Raw genomic sequence first — 17,784 nt, forward strand, 5'->3', positions numbered from 1 at the left:
TTATGCGTGCCAAAGTGCTTTAATTGCTACCAAAGTGGACTAACATGATCTTTGGGAAACAACCGGAAACCACATAAGACCCGCAGAAAACTGGGGAAAAACGTGGTGGGTGCGACAGGGATTGAACCTGTGACCCCCGCCGTGTGAAGGCGATGCTCTACCGCTGAGCTACGCACCCGGTTTGTGAAGTTGGTATTAGCTGAGCCTCTGGCTGTTGGCAAGCGGGGGTGAATAATTAATTTGCATCGCTAGCCAGATTTTCTCGTTTCATTTCAAGCTCCAACCACTTTTCCTCAGCAGCGGCAAGAGATGTCTCCACGACCTGTAAGTCTGCACTGAATTTCTCAAATGCCTGAGGATCTTTTGTGTAGAGATCTGCATCCGCTAGCTTGTCGCGTAATGTTGCTGCCTGCTTTTCAAGCTTGGAAATCTCCTTGGGAAGATTGTCCAACGCAAACTGATCCTTGTAACTCAGTTTGCGGACAGATGTTTTCGATGATGGGATTGTATTTTCTGATGACTTCTGAACTCTAACAAGCGGCTCAGCCCCAAGGATGCTCTCTTCAATCCCGCCACGCTTTTGGGCGAGCATGTCACTATAACCACCTGCATACTCGACCCAGACGCCTTCACCTTCTGACGCGAGAACAGAGGTCGCAACTCGGTCCAGAAAATCTCGATCATGGCTCACCAAGAGCACTGTCCCAGCATAGCTCGACAACATTTCCTGAAGGAGGTCCAGCGTTTCAAGATCGAGATCGTTAGTAGGTTCATCCAATACGAGAAGGTTTGACGGTTGAGCCAAGGCGCAGGCCAACATCAGACGGCCTCGTTCTCCGCCTGAAAGTACGCCCACAGGGGTGCGGGCCTGCTCAGGTTTAAACAGGAAATCCTTCATATAACCTATAACATGCCGCTTTTCTGACCCAACTTGAACCATATCTCCGCCGCCGCCAGTAAGGGTATCAGCCAAGCTTTTATGCGGATCTAAGGTTCGCCTTTGCTGATCAAGCGTTACCATGGAAAGGGAAGGCCCTAGTGAGATGGAACCACTATCGGGCTCCTCCTGACCGACCAACAAACGAAGAAGCGTGGTTTTCCCTGCGCCATTGGCGCCAACGAGCGCAAGCCTATCCCCACGGAGCAACCGCAGATCAAGATCACGCACAATGACGCGATCCCCCCAAGATTTGCTGACATTTTCAGCCACAGCAACCAGCTTGCTGGACATCCCTGACGATTGTGCAGCCAAAGAGACAGTGCCGGGTGATCTTACAGCCTCTCGCTTGGCGGCACGTAAGGCAGCCAATTCTCCTACACGGCGCACGTTCCGTTTGCGGCGAGCGGTCACGCCATAGCGCATCCAATCTTCTTCACGCGCGATCTTACGGTCAAGCTTGTGTGCGTCACGTTCCTCCTGCTCAAGAACCTCCTCACGCCATTCTTCAAACCTGGTAAACCCTTGATCCAGACGGCGCGTAATCCCCCGGTCAAGCCACACCACGGAACGAGAGAGTGTAGATAAAAGACGCCTGTCATGGCTGATCATCAACATTGCTGAATTAAGACTCAGCAATTCGCGCTCAAGCCATTCGATTGTTGGCATATCCAGATGGTTGGTGGGCTCATCCAGCAGAAGAATATCCGGGGCGGCCGCAAGCGCGCCAGCTATCGCACAACGCCGCGCTTCTCCACCGGAAAGGTGAGAGGTATTTTCTTGACCGGTTAGCCCAAGCGCATCAAGCATGGCAGCAGCACGCCATGAATTTTCAGGCTCAGCTATTTGCGCCAGCACATACTCGGATGTAGTAGCGTGTGTGGAAAGATCTGGTTCCTGAGGCAGATAGCGTAACGTTGCTCCGGGCTGAAGAAACACAACGCCTGAATCAGGCTGTAAAACACCAGCCGCAATTTTCAGTAAAGTGGACTTACCTGAGCCATTACGCCCGACAAGGCAGACACGTTCTCCGCGCGCCACGGCAAAGCCTGCTTTATCAAGCAAAGGCCGACCACCAAGAGTAAGAGAAATATCTTGAAGATGGAGAAGGGGAGGGAGAGCCATTCTCCGTTTCTGTGCCAGAGCCCTGAGTGACGCAAGAGGATATTTCCAGATATCACACGTTGGAAAGGAAAAGCCTCACGCAACACTCAGGAACTGGCAAGATCAAAGCTGCTGACAGCCTGATAAGTTGCAACAGCCAACGTCAAAGGTTCAAATGGTTTTGTGATAACAAAACTTGGCTCTGATGTTTCCCCGGTGAGGAGGCGCTCGGGGTAGGCGGTCACGTAGATAACAGGGGCATTATGTGTTTTGGTAATTTCCGCAACAGCCCGCATACCGTCCCCACCACTCCCCAGATTGATATCGGCTAGAATAAGGCCTGGGCGGGTTTCCCGTGCGATACGAATGGCATCTTCCTGCGTATGCGCTACTCCCGCCACTTTATGACCACATTGTAGCACCAGTTCTTCAATATCCATGGCGATAATCGGTTCGTCCTCGATAATCAGGACAGAGGTTTGAATTCCCGTTCTCAGAAAAGAGTAAGCCCGTTCGGTCTCCCGCTCAGCTTCAGCATCTGAAAGATCAAGAATTCTAGCCGCCATGGGGGGAGAAACTTCTTCCAGCGTTAGCAGTAGAAGCAACTGCCGCTGGAGGATGGACAGGGAACCTTCCTCAAGGTGGTGACCTGACTGGGCGGAGAAATGACGTGATATTTCCTGATAGAGACGACATAAAGCTGGAAGATCATCTGCGGGACGACTTGTGGTCAAAGTCCGCAAACTCTCAGCCACCAGAAGATCACCCCGCGGCTGGCTACGCGTTAGTGCGCGTGCGTAGCGTCTGCCATAGGGAAGTGCCTGAATTAAGGCCGCGCGTTGTGACTCTGGCATGACAAATCTCCTTCGCGTGGAGTAATGACGGTAGGCACGCAGGATCGCAACGATGACATGGCCGATCGTCTGCAGGAAGGGGTAAGTGTTCTGAAACGCGATAAACTGGAGCACCGTAGCGCAACTGCATCATTTTCTCGCACAGATTTATTGGCGCTCATTCCTGCGCTCCGCGCCTTTGCACGTTTACTGGCACGTGATGCAACCCTCGCGGATGATCTTGTGCAGGAAACTATTCTCCGCGCGCTGGCAAAAGCAGACCTGTTCACTCCGGGCACCAATCTGAAAGCATGGACATTTTCCATACTGCGCAATCTGTTTCTTGAACAGGCGCGGCGCAAGCAGAAAGAACAAGAAGTGTTGGATCACTACGCTTCCAATGCCCAGTCACACCTTCCGAATCGTCAGAATGGGCCGGACCGGGAGGCGATTCGGGACTTGGATCATTATCTTTGGCAGCTTTCTCCTCTTTTAAGAGAAGCACTGGTTCTGATCGGCGCGCAGGAAATGACCTATGAAGAAGCAGCAAGCATTTGCGAGGTTTCGGTTGGAACTATGAAAACACGGGTATCACGTGCCAGGGCAGAACTTCAGGCTCTAACCCAAGGGGACTGAAAATTGCCCTACAAAGCTTAAGTCACTTTTACGTGATAATTTTCTTTGGCTTTTTTTGTAACCTTTCCTGCGTCCCGTTCATTCTGTTTTCAAGAATGTATAAAGGCGAAGGAAAAATCCCATGACGAAGTCATTCCATGATCAGGTTATTGCCATTCTGCCCAAACTGCGCGTGCAGGCACTGGCACTGACACGGAACCGCGCCGCCGCCGAAGACTTGGTTCAGGATGCCGTATGCAATGCACTTTCTGCCCAAGACAGCTTTGCTCCGGGCACAAATTTCCCGGCTTGGATGCACCGCATTCTACGAAACCGTTTTATTTCTGATTTGCGCAAGAAACGCGAAACAACAGACATTGATGATATGCCGCCCTCATTTCTTTCCACGAACGCTCCCCATGAAGATCGGATTGTTCTGAAAGATCTGGATGCAGCTCTTGCACGTCTGCCAGACGACCAGCGGGAAGCTCTGGTGTTGGGCGTTCTTGAGGGAATGAGCTATCAGGAACTGGCGGAAGTGGCTGGATGTGCTGTTGGAACAGCTAAAAGCCGCGTTTTCCGTGCGCGTCGCCAGCTTGAAGCGTGGATGATAGGCGAAGAACATGTGGGCAATGATCGTCTGAAAGCTCAGGCGGCAGCCTTGCAGCGGAAGGTAGAGCGGCATACACAGGAAAAAGCCGCATCAAGCCGCGTTTGAGATGAGAGCAGGACGGTGGGCGTAAAAGCCCACATATGAAGGTAGGCTAACGAGCTTGAGTATGTCAGATGTTTGCTATTCAGACAGACAACATGGCATTTCCGTCGGGCGGCGTAAGGGTGCACCACCGGATGGAAAAATTCATGGGTGACGATCCACCAAAAAAACCTAAAAAAACGTCTGATCAGGCGTTCGATCTCTGGCTCAAACGCGGACTTCACCAGCTTTTCGACGATGTAGCGAACGAACCTATTCCAGAAGAACTGCTGAAGCTCATTGAAGAAGATCGTCGAGACTAGGCCGGGGCAGGAACACGGAAAGCTTTTACGCTCAGGGCGTAAGCTTCTTGCTTCCCTGCTTTCTGGCATTGGTCATATCTTCAGCACAACCAGCGCCCGCATGCGGCTCCTGATCTGTCTGTCCGCCATACCTGTGGTGGCGATTGGATCAGTTCTTGCTGTCCATAATTATAATGAACTCATGGTTGGCAGTGCACAGCGTGCCGCCACGGCCATTACACGTCTGGATCTTCAGTTCCGACATGATACGGATCGCTTGCGTAGTGCTCTTGAGACCATTGGCGGCATGGGACTAACCCCTGAACAAATTGGCCATGCTCTTAAATTGGCCGAAACCATGAGCGGCCAACGTTATTGCTATCTAGGGGTGTTGAATGCTGATGGCACCGTAATCCAGTCAATTTCCACCCCTGGAAGCGGCTGTCAGAAGGTGGAGGAAGAAGAAACATCACCTTCTTTTCAAGGCATTCTGCTGGAAGCTGTTCAGAGCAATAGCACCTCTGAAGGCAGTGGCTCTTTCCTTAAAATTACCGTCCCCGCAGTTTTCCTTTCAATTCCCGAGACGCATGGGTACCTGGTTGGCATTCTCCAGCTCTCACGAAAAGCCGCCTACCTTTCCAACAGTATAGGCTGGCAGGCATTTTCGGATGAAAATAATCCCCTTAAAGCGTGGCTCATCAACCAGGATGGGTCTCTAAGTTCCGTTTGCACAGATTGCCGATGGGAACCGCCTCCCGGCTTTATCGTCGGAGCTTTGCAACGTCGACTAGAAGCCAGTGCTGGTTCTGTTGTTTCTCTTCCCACCCCTGAAGGCGGGTACGCATTGGGTGCCATTGCCGGTGGAGCCGACATTCTCGTGTCTGCGCAAAGAACAGCCCGAGAATCGGGGGCTCTACGGACCATGATTCTCGAAATTTCTGGACTGGTTCTTCTGTTGGGTGCAGGGCTGGTTGGCGTAACACTGGCAGCCAACATTGTTCTGGTCTGGCCCCTTCGTCGCCTAACCTATTCTGTTCAGAAATGGCAGATAGAAGGGGTGTTTGATACGCGCATAACTCGCTCCATGCCTTTGGAGCTTCAAAGGCTTGGACAGGCCTTTACACGAGCAACCCGTAGGCTTTCCCGTCATGAGGCGCGCCTAAAAAAAGCCATGGCGCACCAGGAATTGCTGATGCGTGAAATTCATCATCGCGTGAAAAACAATCTTCAGATTGTTGCGTCCCTTTTGAACCTGCAGGCAAGCCGCATTTCAAACCCTGATGTACGCGCAGAATTTGCTCTGGCGCGAGATAGGGTGAGAGCTTTGGCCACCCTCCACCGAACGCTCTACGCAGAAGATCGGCTGGATAGCCTCAATATGGCGAGTTTCCTCAAGGAACTCTGCGACCAAACGCTGCATATTGCGGGAGAAGAAAGCGCTGCGCGTATTACGCTTGACGTTGTTGCTGACGATTTTTCCATGAACCCTGATCAGGCGGTTCCCTTGGCCCTGATCGTGACAGAAATTGTTACAAACTCCATCAAATATGCCTTCCCCGATGGACGACACGGCACGATTGCTGTCAGGCTGACTCTACAAGGTCCGAATGTCATGCTTTCAGTCAGTGATGACGGAATAGGATGCCTGATTGACCCCGCCTCTGCGGCTGACCAACATGGCATCGGCCTAAAGCTTATCCGAGGATTTGCGCGACAGTTAAACGCCGAGTTTGAAAAAAATTGCGAACACGGCACTCGTTACAATTTTATTTTTCCCCTCGACGACCACTAAAAACGTTTACACGTGCTTTCGACTATCTGCATGCTCCTGCCACACAAAAAGTGTGGTATGCCCTGTTTGCAGCCGGGGCTGGCGTGCTTAATGGTTTGCGTCCTTCCCTGTCCGGTATAAACGCCTACGTCATGAGCGGTAAAAAACAAGCGATACGCGGGTGGACGCGGACACAAACCCGTCTGGGACGCAAAGCAGCCGGACCCGTAGTGGTCTTTGGCATCCTGTCTTCTCTTGTTGGTGTAGCGCAGGCATGGTGCATAGCCGTTGTGCTTGGCCATACATTGATAAGCCTTCATTCCAGCACCGTTCCCGCGGCTTTGCCCCTCTGGCCAATAGGGGCTTTTCTGGTTCTGGCCATTGTGCGGACCTGCTTTCTGGCTGGCGTGGATATAGGCGCGGCCAATGCAGGGATAGAAGCCCGCAAGCGGCTAAGAGGAGAGGTGCTCTCCTCTGTTTTAACCGGAGGCCCCGCGCTACTGCGTCAAGAACATAGTGGAGTTCTTGCCACTACGGTTGTTGATCGCGTTGAAGCTCTGGATGGATTTTTCGGTCGATGGATCCCTGCCTCAATCACATGGATTGCGGCACCTGCTCTTGTTCTCATCCCCGTCTGCTTCGTTCAACCCCGTGCTGGGCTTGTTCTTGGCCTCTGTGGTTTGGCCGTTCCTGTGGGGCAAGCCCTCTTTGGTATAGGTGCTGCTGTTGCATCCCGTAACCAGTTCCTTGCCATGACACGCCTGCAAGCGCGCTTTCTGGACCGGGTAAAAGGTATCGCAACTATCGTCCTCGCAGGACGGACGGAAGATGAGACACACCGCCTAGCCGAAGCAGCAGACGAACTGCGACTGCGGACCATGAAAGTTCTACGGGTCGCTTTTCTTTCTTCCGCATCCATTGATGCAGCCATGGTGGTCGCCCTGATTGTAGTTGCCATCATGGACAGCCATGCAGCCCTGAGCCTGCAAGAGCAGAATTCAACACCTTTGCTAGAGCACATCCTGACAAGCAGCCTGTTTGTGCTCCTGGTTATTCCTGAATTCTTTTCTCCCTTGCGTGCTTTAGCTCTTGCCTATCAAGACCGTGCTCATGCGCAGGGCGCTGCGACAGCGGTGATTGATCTGCCTGTCGCCAAAGAGCATAGAACCGTACCTGAGCAAGACCTTTTCCCAGACCGCTCCATTTCAATCACGCTTGATCAGGTCTGTTTTACCTGGGACCCGGCACGCGGTCAGGCTCTTGATCACATCAGCTTTAAAGTGCCTGCAGGGGAAACCGTTATTTTAACCGGCACCTCCGGCTCAGGGAAATCGACCCTGATGGAACTGCTGTTGAAGTTCATCAGCCCTGATAGTGGGCAGATCCTTTTGAACGACATTCCTCTTGAAACTATTCCAGCTGATGCTCTTTCCCACATTGTTTCCTGGATCGGGCAAAAACCAATCCTGTTTGCGGGCACCCTTCGAGACAACATCCTTTTTGCGCATCCGGATGCCGATGAAGAAGCTCTGATGGCGGCGGTCAAAGCTGCAGCAGTTGATCAGTTTCTACCTTCTCTTTCGGAAGGATTAGACACACGCATTGGAGAAGGCGGCTTTGGGTTGTCAGGAGGACAGGCCCAGCGTATTGCCATTGCGCGTGCCTATTTGAAAAATGCTCCCGTCCTGCTGCTGGATGAGCCGACAGCCCACCTTGATCCGGAAACAGAAAAAAGCGTCTTTGAAAGCCTACAGCGGCTTGCTCTCAACAAAACGGTCATTTTGGCGACCCATTCTGCCGCGACCCATATGTTCAATGGGCACAGAATTGGTCTCCAGGATGGAAAGATTGTCCAAAAGCAGGGATCTGCGTGAAATGCCTGAGATAGACCAAATATCACCAGCATCCACCAATCAGTCTGGCCCCTCGCGCATTACAGACAGGCAGGCTATTTTTCGCATCCTGAGGCTCTGGCAAAGACAGGCACCCCGGCTTACTATCGGCTTAATGCTGGCTCTACTGGCGTTGTGCGCAGGGCTTCTGCTTATGCAGGTTTCTGGCCTGCGGCTGGCGGGAGTAGTTCTAGGCGAGATTATCATTACCACAGCGCTGCTTCGTTGGGTGGGGATTGGCCGGGTTCTGCTACGTTACTCAGAGCGGCTGTTTGCCCATGATGCCATGTTCCGGGCGCTAGCTGATTTACGGGTGTGGTTCTTTCATTCTCTGGCACAAGGAGCCGCTGCTGGGCTCGGTTTTCGGCGGGCGGGGGACATGCTCTCTCGCCTGGTGTCTGATATTGGCACGCTAGATGGTCTCTATTTGCGCATTCTGGTGCCATTCATGTGCGCCACTCTCACACTCCCCATTCTGCTGGTTCAACTATGTTCCCAAAATATCATGCTTGGGTGCCTGACCGGCCTGCTTTTTGCTTGTTCCGCTTTTCTTTTTCCTTACCTCATCGCGCGCTCCGGCCGACAGGAAGCTGAACAGCTTACCCGGAGCCTTTCCGCCTTACGCATCAGTGTGCTTGATCTGGTGGGAGGGCTGCGCGAAGTTCGAGCCTTTGGGGCTGAGCCGCAGATGTTGGCCCGCGTGGAGGCTGATGATGCAGCGTTGCTGGGCGGACAAAAACAACTGGCCCGGCGGGCTGCTCTTGCCAATGCCACGGCTTACCTTTGCGGGCAAATCGCTATTCTTTTCGTTCTGCTTGCTATCTCAGGCGTAGGCTTCTCAAAGGTTGCGCCTCTGTCTGGCGTGGGCATTCTGTTTTTGACTGTAGCGGCATTTGAGAGCGCGGGCGCTCTCACCAGAGCCGGAGTGCAAGCAGGAGCAATGGGGGCCGCTGCTCGTCGGGTTGTAGAGATTGCGCAGGGTACCCCTGCAGTCTCAACAACAGGGCAAGAAGTAGATGCCCCACCAGATACCCATATTGGTATTACTGGTGTGAAATTCAGATGGGCTTCTGATCGTCCTTACGTGTTTGACGGTCTGAATCTTGATATTCCTGCTGGAGCCCGCGTTGCTATTCTAGGCCCCTCTGGGGTAGGAAAATCCAGTCTGGCAGCCCTCCTGTTAAAAGCAGCAACGCCAGAATCTGGCAGCATTACCCTTGGGGGGATCGATATCTCGCACATACGGGCAACTTCTTTACGCCGCCAAATCGCCTGGCTCTCTCAAGCCACCCATCTGTTTGACGACACAATCCGTTCTAACCTTCTGCTCGGTAAGCCTGACGCCACTGAAGATGATTTGTGGCGTGCACTCGAGGATGCAGCCATAGCAGGAGTTGTTCGCAATCTTCCCGAAGGGCTTGATACGTGGCTTGGTGAAGGCGGAGTTAATCTTTCTGGGGGGCAGGGCCGACGCATAGCATTAGCCCGTACCCTGCTGACTGACGCCCCGATCATGATTCTGGATGAGCCGGCAACTGGCTTGGATGCTCAAACGGAGCAGGATTTCTTACGCACGCTGAACACAGTGACCGCAGGGCGCACGATTATCCTGATAGCCCATAGGCTCACTGGCGTAGAAAAGCTCGATCAAGTGTGGCGTCTGTCACATGGTCAGGCAGCAGCCGTTCCCCTCTCGTAAACACAGCAGTTGACGAGAGGGGAAGCAAAGGGCACCAAATGTCGTTCTGCTCTGGTTTTAATTCCTGGGCAGATCAGTATTTGAACAAGATGTTATATCTTAACCAATCTAGCCGGGGTTAAACTCATGCGTCGCCTGCTGCCAGTTCTGGGCCTTTCTCTTCTTGCCGGATGCGCCGCTCAGCCTCCGCGTAAATATGTTGTCTTTTTTGCCAACAACTCGGTTGAGCTCGACAGTTCGTCCCGTGCGGTCATCTCGGAAATTTCCGCCAAGGCACAAAGGCATCCTACGCGGGTTGTCCAGGTTGAGGGCTATGCAGGCGCAGGGAATGATCTTTCCGCCGATTCTCTTCTGGCAGTACAACGTGCCAAACTTGTGGCGGAACAATTGCATGAAGATGGCGTGTCTGGTGATCGAATCCGTCAGACACCGCGTGCACCCTCTACAACAGAAGCCTCTGCTGTTGGTTCTCGTCGCGTAGAAATCGAACTGGTAAACCCCTGATTTATCCATGACACAATCACAGGCCGGTCTTGTTTCTCTTCCCGTCCTTCCTGAGAACGAGAAGGGAAGGGACCGGTTTGTAGGCAGCACTCCTCAGGAAGTGCTGCAATCTGTTTTTGGTTATCCGGATTTTCGCAGCCTCCAGGCGCAAGCTGTAACGGGCATTATGGACGGGCAAGATACGCTTGTTCTGATGCCCACAGGGGGTGGTAAAAGTATCTGCTATCAGATACCCGCCCTGTGTCGCGCCGGTATGGGGCTCGTCGTTTCCCCTCTCATTGCCCTGATGGACGATCAGGTTGCGGGTCTGCGACAGTTGGGCATCAATGCCGCCGCCCTTCATTCCGAACTGGAAAATGAAGAAGCCTCCAAAATCCGCGCGGATCTGGCCGCAGGCAGAATTGACCTTCTGTATGTGTCTCCTGAACGTCTTCTCTCACCAGGGACCCTAGACCGACTTACGCGCCAGCCTATCTCAGTTATCGCAATTGATGAAGCGCACTGCATCTCGGCATGGGGGCACGAATTCAGGCCGGAATACCGTGAGCTTGCCGCTCTTCCGCGCCATTTTCCTGGTGTGCCTCGCATTGCCTTGACAGCGACAGCAGATCAGAGGACGCGCGACGATATTCTTACCGCCCTGGATATGCCCCATGCCAGAGTTCTCATTTCCAGTTTCCACAGACCCAATCTGAATATAGCGGCGCTTCCCAAAGCCTCAGAATTGCGTCAGCTCACCACCGTTCTGGAGCGGCACAAAGAAGAGGCTTGCATTGTCTATTGTGGGAGCCGGGCAAGAACTGAGCGTATAGCCGCCTCTCTTAGGGAGCGCGGATGGACGGCTCTCGCCTTCCATGCTGGGCTTTCCCCCATAGAAAAACGAGCGGCCCTTCTGCGGTTTCGTTCTGGAGAACCTATTGTCATTGTGGCGACTGTTGCCTTTGGCATGGGAATTGACCGGCCAGATGTAAGAGCCGTTATCCATCTGGATATGCCCGCCTCACCAGAGGCCTATTATCAGCAGATCGGTCGAGCGGGACGTGATGGTTTGCCGTCTGATACGGTGCTTCTCTATGGAGGAGAAGACATGGCCCGTGCGCGTTATTGGCTGGAGCAGTCAAATGCACCCGATTCTGAAAAACGCATCATGCGGTCCCGTCTGGAAGCAATGATTGCTTTGACAGAAACAACAGGCTGCCGCACGCAAGCTTTGCTCCACTGCTTCGGTGAAACGCTGAGCGAACCGTGCGGTCATTGTGATAACTGCCGTCATCCTGTCATTACGTTCGATGGCACGGAATCAGCACGCAAATTTCTCTCTGCGGTCTATCGTACTGGACAGCATTATGGGGCCTTGCACATTATTGCTGTTTTACGGGGCAAACGCACCGATGCGGTGGAACGGAACAGGCATGATACTCTCTCTGTGTGGGAAATTGGGAAAGACAAGCCCGAACCTTTCTGGCGGAGTGTTGTCAGGCAGCTTATTGCCCGCGGCGCCTTGAAGTCAGAGGGGCAGTATGGTGGCTTGGCACTCAATAATGAAATTGCTCGTCCTATCTTACGCGGGGAAGAAAGTATCCAGCTTCGGGCGGACGCCACGGCGGAGCTCGAAAAGGGAAATACGTCTCGTAGCAGGCAGTCCTCTCCAGCCACTGAATTACCCGAAGACAAACAGGCTCTATTTGCCGCACTCCGAAAATGGCGCCTCGACGAGGCCCGTGAACAGGAAATTCCACCTTACGTTATTTTTCATGATGCCGCCTTGAAAGACATTGCGGTGCAAGAGCCCTCTACTCTGGAAGCTCTGGGTGAGATAAAAGGGGTAGGACGGTCAAAACTGGAACGGTATGGAAAAAACGTTCTGGCTGTTATTGCTGCATCCCACCCAGGTCAAGACGCATGACCACGGGTGTAAAAGAACGGCGCGCCCGAATTTTGCAATTTGTGCAACAGCAAGGCTATGCCGCCAACGAAGATCTGGCCAAGGTTTTAAACGTTACCGTCCAAACCGTAAGGCGCGACGTTAACAGTATGGCTGCCGAGGGGATTGTCACCCGCCATCACGGAGGGGCATCGGCCATTTCCCCCACGGAAAACATTGCTTATTCTGACCGCCAGATCCTAAACCTGAAACAGAAAGAAACCATTGGGCAGGCAGCCGCACTGGCTATCCCCGATGGAGCATCATTGTTCATCAATATTGGCACGACCACAGAAGCCTTTGCACGCTGCCTCCGCGGGCACCGTGCTCTGCGAGTTATTACAAACAATATTCATGTAGCATCTCTTCTGGCGCCTGCACCGGAATGCAATCTGATCATCGCCGGAGGAACTGTTCGGTTACGGGATGGAGGAATTGTTGGGCCGGCAGCAGCAGCCATGATTGAACAATACCGTGCTGACTTTGGTGTTATCGGCATCAGCGGCATTGATGAGGATGGAACACTTCTGGATTTTGATGCCGATGAAATCAACGCGGCTCAGGCCATTATACGAAACGCCCGTACAGTCTTTCTTTTGGCTGACCATACCAAGTTCAAACGCCGCCCCATGGCACGGGTCGGTCATATTTCGGAAATCAGCGCTTTCTACACGGATATCCCTCCACCGCCTGCAATTGAGGCCATTTTACATAAGGCCGGGGTCGTTCTTCACGTTGTCAATGGCTCGGAATTTTCGGAAAGGAAAACAAGGAAGCCAGTTTAAGTCTCAATAGTCATATTAAGGCCATTGTTTTCCGCTCTTGTTTTCGGATACGAAGATCAGAGATCGTTTTCATTTGTTGGTATCGGAAGAGAAAATGCTAGAGACTGCATCTGCAACAGGGCGCCCTTATGACCTGCTGATTGTAGGCGGAGGCGTAAACGGAGCGGGGATTGCACGTGATGCAGTCGGGCGCGGTGCTTCGGTTCTCCTGGTAGAACAGGATGATCTTGCAAGTTATACCTCTTCGGCCAGCACAAAACTGATCCATGGTGGTCTGCGTTATCTGGAGTACTATGAGTTCCGATTGGTGCGGGAAGCTCTGACCGAACGTGAGCGTCTGCTAAAAATGGCTCCACATATCATGTGGCCCATGCGCTTCGTTCTTCCTCATTCCAAACTTGTACGGCCAGCATGGATGCTGCGAGCAGGACTTTTCCTTTACGATCATCTTGCATCCAACATGACTCTTCCAAAATCCCGGGCAATTGACTTCCGGACACACTCTTCCGGTCGTCCCTTGAAGTCGGATTATACTAAGGGTTTTGTTTATTCAGACGGATGGGTGCAAGACAGCCGGCTGGTTGTTTTAAATGCCATAGACGCCGCTGAACGAGGCGCTGATATCCGCACACGCACGCGCCTTGTTCATGCTGAACGCGTGAATGGCCTCTGGCAAGCCACGCTTGAGGACCGAAACACAGGAACCACTCAGGTGGTGCAGGCGCGCGCGCTCGTTAACGCCGCTGGGCCATGGGTAGCAAGGCTGCTTGCTGACACCCTTAAAATTCCTAACTCCAAATCAGTCCGACTGGTTAAGGGCAGTCACATTATTGTCCCGCGTGTATTTGAGGGACCTCAGGCTTACATTTTCCAGAACCCGGACAAACGTATTGTTTTCGCCATCCCATATGAACAGAATTTCACGCTGATCGGCACCACCGATATTCCATGGAAAGACGCTCCTGGACGCGTAGGCATTGCGCCAGATGAAGTTACCTACCTTTGCGAAAGTGTGAATCGTTATTTCAAGGCGGAAGTTAAAGAAAGTGATGTTGTCTGGAGCTATGCGGGACTGCGGCCTCTTTATGATGACGCATCCGCCAATGCCTCCGCTGTAACACGCGATTATGTTCTGGATCTGGATACCCAGAACGGCGCACCGTTGCTTTCAATCTTTGGTGGCAAGATTACAACCTACCGGAAGCTTGCAGAACATGCGCTTGAAAAGCTGGCTCCTGTTCTTCCTGCTGTAGCGGGAGGAAGCTGGACAGCAAATGAGGTTCTTCCAGGAGGAGACATCGGTGAAGGTGGGTTCGAGGCAGCCCTGGGTCGCTTGCGGCGTGCTGCCCCATGGCTTGCTGCCTCATTGGCATGGCGTCTGCTCCGCAATTACGGTAGCCGTACCTACGAGATCATTGGGGAAGCAAATGCCATGACAGATCTGGGCGAGGTTCTGGGTGGAGACCTGACGACCCGTGAAGTTGATTATCTAATTGAGCGTGAATGGGCACGGACCGCAGAGGACGTGTTGTGGCGCCGCAGCAAATTGGGGCTGCATCTGAACGAAGCAGAAAAAACCAAGGTTGCTGATTACCTCAAGCAGAAAGCGGCTTGATCACATAAAGGCAACCCTTTCTTTCCCAAGAAAAACAATGAAGATGAGGAAAGTATGACAGGTGTAAACAAGGCTTTCATCGGCGAATTAATTGCCGAATGTGTCGCCGTTTTCATTATTATTGTGTTCGGGGATTCTGTAGCAGCGATGTATTCGCTCTACGATCCCAGCCCCTACAAACTTGCCTATTGGGGCGTGTGTATTGTGTGGGGGCTTGGCGTCACCATAGCCATATATGTTACCGGAGCCGTTTCAGGCACGCATGCAAATCCTGCCGTTACGCTAGCCTTGGCGTGCTTCCGGGGCTTTTCATGGAAAAAAGTGATTCCCTACTGGGGCGCGCAGGTGCTCGGTGGCTTTCTTGGGGCCATCATTGTTTACACCCTCTTTTCCCCCGTCATTGACCATTATGCAGCCATTCACCAGATGGACCGACTGCATGATGGAGCCGGGGCTGGGGTATTTTTTACCCATCCCGGTGATTTCATTACCCCCATGCATGCCTTTGTAGATGAGATCATCCTCACCGCCATGCTGCTTCTGGGTATTTTCGCAGTTACTTGCGAGTACAATACTCAGGCACCCCAAGCGAATTCCGGTGCATTGATTATCGGCTTTCTGGTTGCCGCTATCGGGGCGTCCGCAGGCTATCTGGAAGGATGGGCTATCAACCCGGCTCGTGACTTCGGGCCGCGTCTGTTCTGCTATTTTGCAGGCTGGGGCTCTTCAGCCCTTCCGTCACCCGCAAATTACTGGTGGGTGCCTATTGCCGGACCATTGATAGGAGGCGTTATCGGAGGGGCTTTCTATCAGGGGCTTCTCAAACCCTTCATGCCATCTTTAAACAAGGCCCGTGCTTCCGACACGGCTCACGACTAACAAGCTCCGATCAAAGAAGGATAATCTCGATGAGCGCGCAAGACTACGTATTAGCTATTGATCAAGGCACGACCTCAACACGTTCGATCGTCTTTGATCGTCATGCTCACGAGATTTCCAGGGCTCGGCAGGAATTCGCCCAACATTATCCAAATGCAGGATGGGTTGAACATTGCCCAGAAGACATCTGGAATGATGTTGTCACAACATCCAAGGCTGCTCTGGAACAAGCCGGAGGGGCAGACCGCATTGCCGGCATAGGCATTACAAACCAGCGTGAGACGATTGTGGTTTGGGATCGCGTTACGGGCAAGCCCGTGCACCGGGCCATTGTGTGGCAGGACCGTAGAACGGCGGCCACTTGTCAAAAATTGAAAGAGGAAGGAGCTGAGGCACTCGTTCGCGAACGTACGGGCCTGCTGATCGACCCTTATTTCTCTGCCACCAAACTGGCCTGGATACTGGACAACGTCAGTGGAGCACGCGGGCGTGCAGAAAAGGGAGAGTTAGCTTTTGGAACGATCGATTCCTTCATTCTCTGGCGTCTGACTGGTGGAAAAGTACATGCCACTGATATTACAAACGCCGCCCGCACATTGCTGTTCAACATTCACACCCAGCAATGGGACCCGGAACTTCTGCGGCTGTTCAACATCCCCGCTGCCCTCCTGCCAGAAGTAAAAGACAACAGTACCCTTTTTGGTGAAACTGATCCGTCCCTCTATGGGCGCGCCATTCCAATTGCCGGCATGGCAGGAGATCAGCAGGCGGCCGTGGTCGGCCAAGCCTGCTTCACACCGGGCATGGCCAAGGCCACGTATGGCACTGGCTGCTTTGTTCTTCTGAACACAGGAGAAAAACCCGTTGTTTCAAAGCACCGGATGCTGACAACCATAGCCTATCGCATTGGCGGCAAAACCACTTACGCCCTTGAAGGATCAATTTTTGTGGCTGGGGCTGCCATCAAATGGCTACGCGATGGACTGCATCTCATTACGCATGCCTCCCAGACAGATGACATGGCCACCCGCATTCCCCATAGCCATGGTGTTTATATGGTCCCAGGCTTTGTCGGGCTGGGTGCGCCGCATTGGGACCCGGATGCACGCGGCCTGATCTGCGGCCTGACACTGGATGCCACCGCAGCCCATATTGCACGGGCAGCCTTGGAATCCGTTGCTTATCAAACGCTTGATCTGGTGACTGCCATGATGCAGGACGGAGGCGGCACGACGGATGCCTTACGTGTGGATGGTGGTATGTCTGCCAATGACTGGTTTTGTCAGTTCTTGGCGGACATGCTTCAGGTGAAGGTCGAACGTCCCCAGAATGTTGAAACTACAGCGCTTGGAGCTGGTTTTCTTGCCGGACTGGCTACTGGCGTATGGGAAAATGAGGCAACGCTGGCTTCCGAGTGGAAACGTGGCGAACTCTTTGAACCATCAATGAACAATGAGCAGCGCCGCACAATGATTGCTGGCTGGCATCAGGCCGTAAAGCGTACCCTTACCAATCAGTCACAAGGCTAACACGTATGCCTATCCTGCCTGCATCCCTCAAATATGCAGGTAGGATAAAAAAAGAGGCAGATATTATTCTACCGCCTTCTCCTCTCCCACCGGGATTGTCACATTTTTGGAAGAGCCTCCCAAAAAGGAAAAGGTAAAAGTGGCTTCCTGTCCGGGCTTAAGGGCTGGATCTGGGTCCAGACATAGAAGATGATAGCCACCATGAGGGAATACCAGCGTGGTATTGGCTGGCAAAGAGAGATGGGTAAAGAGATTAAGGGTGCCGGTCGTGCTTTCCTGGTCAGAATGATGCCCTACCAACGTCCGGCATGAGGATGACGAAACATTCGTAACCAGATGGGCGTTTTCACCCTTGTTTGTCAGCGTAAAATAAACTGCGTAAACGTGCCCGGCTGGCCGGACAAGTTGCATGCTGACGTCTTTAATCTCGATATCCTTCTGGGCATTTTCCTGCCCTGGAATTACTTTTCCCGGGTCTCTATCTTCCGCAATGGCGGGTGTATGAACCAGGAGCCCGGCGAGCAATGCAGGCATGATACCGAGATGGTAGTGAAGTTTCATCGTGACTCCGGTGTTTTTAGCCTCAGATACGTATATAACGCCCAGGCAGGTCCAAGCATGGTGTAGCTTCACTATACCGCAATATTGTTGGGCTGTAAGAAGGTTCTACCAGGGGTAGCCAGCCAGTTTGAGAGGCCAGA

Annotated in this window: 15 protein-coding genes and 1 tRNA gene; 12 read left to right on the forward strand and 4 right to left on the reverse strand. The window is 52.8% G+C overall.

Features of this window, described 5'->3' with window-relative positions; all coding sequences use genetic code 11:
• Nucleotides 1-103: 103 nt before the first annotated feature.
• The 3 genes from QWU00_RS16270 to QWU00_RS16280 form a co-directional block, all read right to left on the reverse strand.
• Nucleotides 104-178 (reverse strand) — tRNA-Val (locus tag QWU00_RS16270).
• A 57-nt stretch (nucleotides 179-235) separates the two neighbouring features.
• Complete coding sequence (locus tag QWU00_RS16275; protein ID WP_035381968.1) at nucleotides 236-2,062, reverse strand: ABC-F family ATP-binding cassette domain-containing protein; 1,827 nt, start codon at nucleotides 2,060-2,062, stop codon at nucleotides 236-238.
• An 86-nt stretch (nucleotides 2,063-2,148) separates the two neighbouring features.
• Nucleotides 2,149-2,895, reverse strand: a complete 747-nt coding sequence (locus QWU00_RS16280; RefSeq protein ID WP_035381967.1) for a PhyR family response regulator anti-anti-sigma factor — start codon at nucleotides 2,893-2,895, stop codon at nucleotides 2,149-2,151.
• 57 nt (nucleotides 2,896-2,952) lie between these two features.
• On the opposite strand from QWU00_RS16280, the gene QWU00_RS16285 reads away from it, so the two are divergent.
• The 12 genes from QWU00_RS16285 to glpK all read left to right on the forward strand — a co-directional run bounded on the left by QWU00_RS16285 (nucleotide 2,953) and on the right by glpK (nucleotide 17,083).
• Nucleotides 2,953-3,510, forward strand: coding sequence for a sigma-70 family RNA polymerase sigma factor (locus QWU00_RS16285; RefSeq protein WP_231551870.1), 558 nt, complete (start codon nucleotides 2,953-2,955; stop codon nucleotides 3,508-3,510).
• Nucleotides 3,511-3,631: 121 nt separating this feature from the next.
• A complete protein-coding gene (locus QWU00_RS16290) occupies nucleotides 3,632-4,207 on the forward strand; it encodes a sigma-70 family RNA polymerase sigma factor (protein ID WP_035381965.1) in 576 nt (191 codons plus the stop codon).
• 131 nt (nucleotides 4,208-4,338) lie between these two features.
• Nucleotides 4,339-4,506, forward strand: a complete 168-nt coding sequence (locus QWU00_RS16295) for a NepR family anti-sigma factor (RefSeq protein ID WP_166443776.1) — start codon at nucleotides 4,339-4,341, stop codon at nucleotides 4,504-4,506.
• A gap of 100 nt (nucleotides 4,507-4,606) precedes the next feature.
• Nucleotides 4,607-6,277, forward strand: coding sequence for a sensor histidine kinase (locus QWU00_RS16300; protein WP_035381963.1), 1,671 nt, complete (start codon nucleotides 4,607-4,609; stop codon nucleotides 6,275-6,277).
• 131 nt (nucleotides 6,278-6,408) lie between these two features.
• The gene (cydD, locus tag QWU00_RS16305) at nucleotides 6,409-8,130 is read left to right on the forward strand and encodes a thiol reductant ABC exporter subunit CydD (RefSeq protein ID WP_035382065.1); all 1,722 of its coding nucleotides are present in this window, start codon (nucleotides 6,409-6,411) and stop codon (nucleotides 8,128-8,130) included.
• Nucleotide 8,131: 1 nt separating this feature from the next.
• Nucleotides 8,132-9,847 (forward strand): thiol reductant ABC exporter subunit CydC, encoded by a 1,716-nt coding sequence (gene cydC, locus QWU00_RS16310; protein WP_035382064.1) that lies wholly within the window; start codon nucleotides 8,132-8,134, stop codon nucleotides 9,845-9,847.
• 126 nt (nucleotides 9,848-9,973) lie between these two features.
• Complete coding sequence (locus QWU00_RS16315) at nucleotides 9,974-10,351, forward strand: OmpA family protein (protein WP_035381962.1); 378 nt, start codon at nucleotides 9,974-9,976, stop codon at nucleotides 10,349-10,351.
• A gap of 7 nt (nucleotides 10,352-10,358) precedes the next feature.
• Nucleotides 10,359-12,257, forward strand: a complete 1,899-nt coding sequence (recQ, locus tag QWU00_RS16320) for a DNA helicase RecQ (protein ID WP_035381961.1) — start codon at nucleotides 10,359-10,361, stop codon at nucleotides 12,255-12,257.
• Nucleotides 12,254-13,060: a DeoR/GlpR family DNA-binding transcription regulator gene (locus QWU00_RS16325; protein ID WP_035381959.1), complete on the forward strand. Its 807-nt coding sequence runs from the start codon at nucleotides 12,254-12,256 to the stop codon at nucleotides 13,058-13,060. Before recQ ends, QWU00_RS16325 begins: the two co-directional genes overlap by 4 nt.
• A 94-nt stretch (nucleotides 13,061-13,154) precedes the next feature.
• Entirely contained in the window at nucleotides 13,155-14,675 is a 1,521-nt protein-coding gene (gene glpD / locus QWU00_RS16330) for a glycerol-3-phosphate dehydrogenase (protein WP_035381957.1), read from the forward strand.
• Nucleotides 14,676-14,729: 54 nt separating this feature from the next.
• Nucleotides 14,730-15,554: an MIP/aquaporin family protein gene (locus tag QWU00_RS16335; RefSeq protein ID WP_035381956.1), complete on the forward strand. Its 825-nt coding sequence runs from the start codon at nucleotides 14,730-14,732 to the stop codon at nucleotides 15,552-15,554.
• Between the two features lie 29 nt (nucleotides 15,555-15,583).
• Nucleotides 15,584-17,083: a glycerol kinase GlpK gene (gene glpK / locus QWU00_RS16340; RefSeq protein WP_035381954.1), complete on the forward strand. Its 1,500-nt coding sequence runs from the start codon at nucleotides 15,584-15,586 to the stop codon at nucleotides 17,081-17,083.
• Nucleotides 17,084-17,146: 63 nt separating this feature from the next.
• On the opposite strand, the gene QWU00_RS16345 is transcribed toward glpK, so the two are convergent.
• Entirely contained in the window at nucleotides 17,147-17,644 is a 498-nt protein-coding gene (locus QWU00_RS16345; RefSeq protein WP_052051508.1) for a copper chaperone PCu(A)C, read from the reverse strand.
• Nucleotides 17,645-17,784 lie beyond the last annotated feature (140 nt).

Source organism: Acetobacter tropicalis (genome assembly GCF_030644465.1).
Classification (GTDB): Bacteria; Pseudomonadota; Alphaproteobacteria; order Acetobacterales; family Acetobacteraceae; genus Acetobacter; species Acetobacter tropicalis.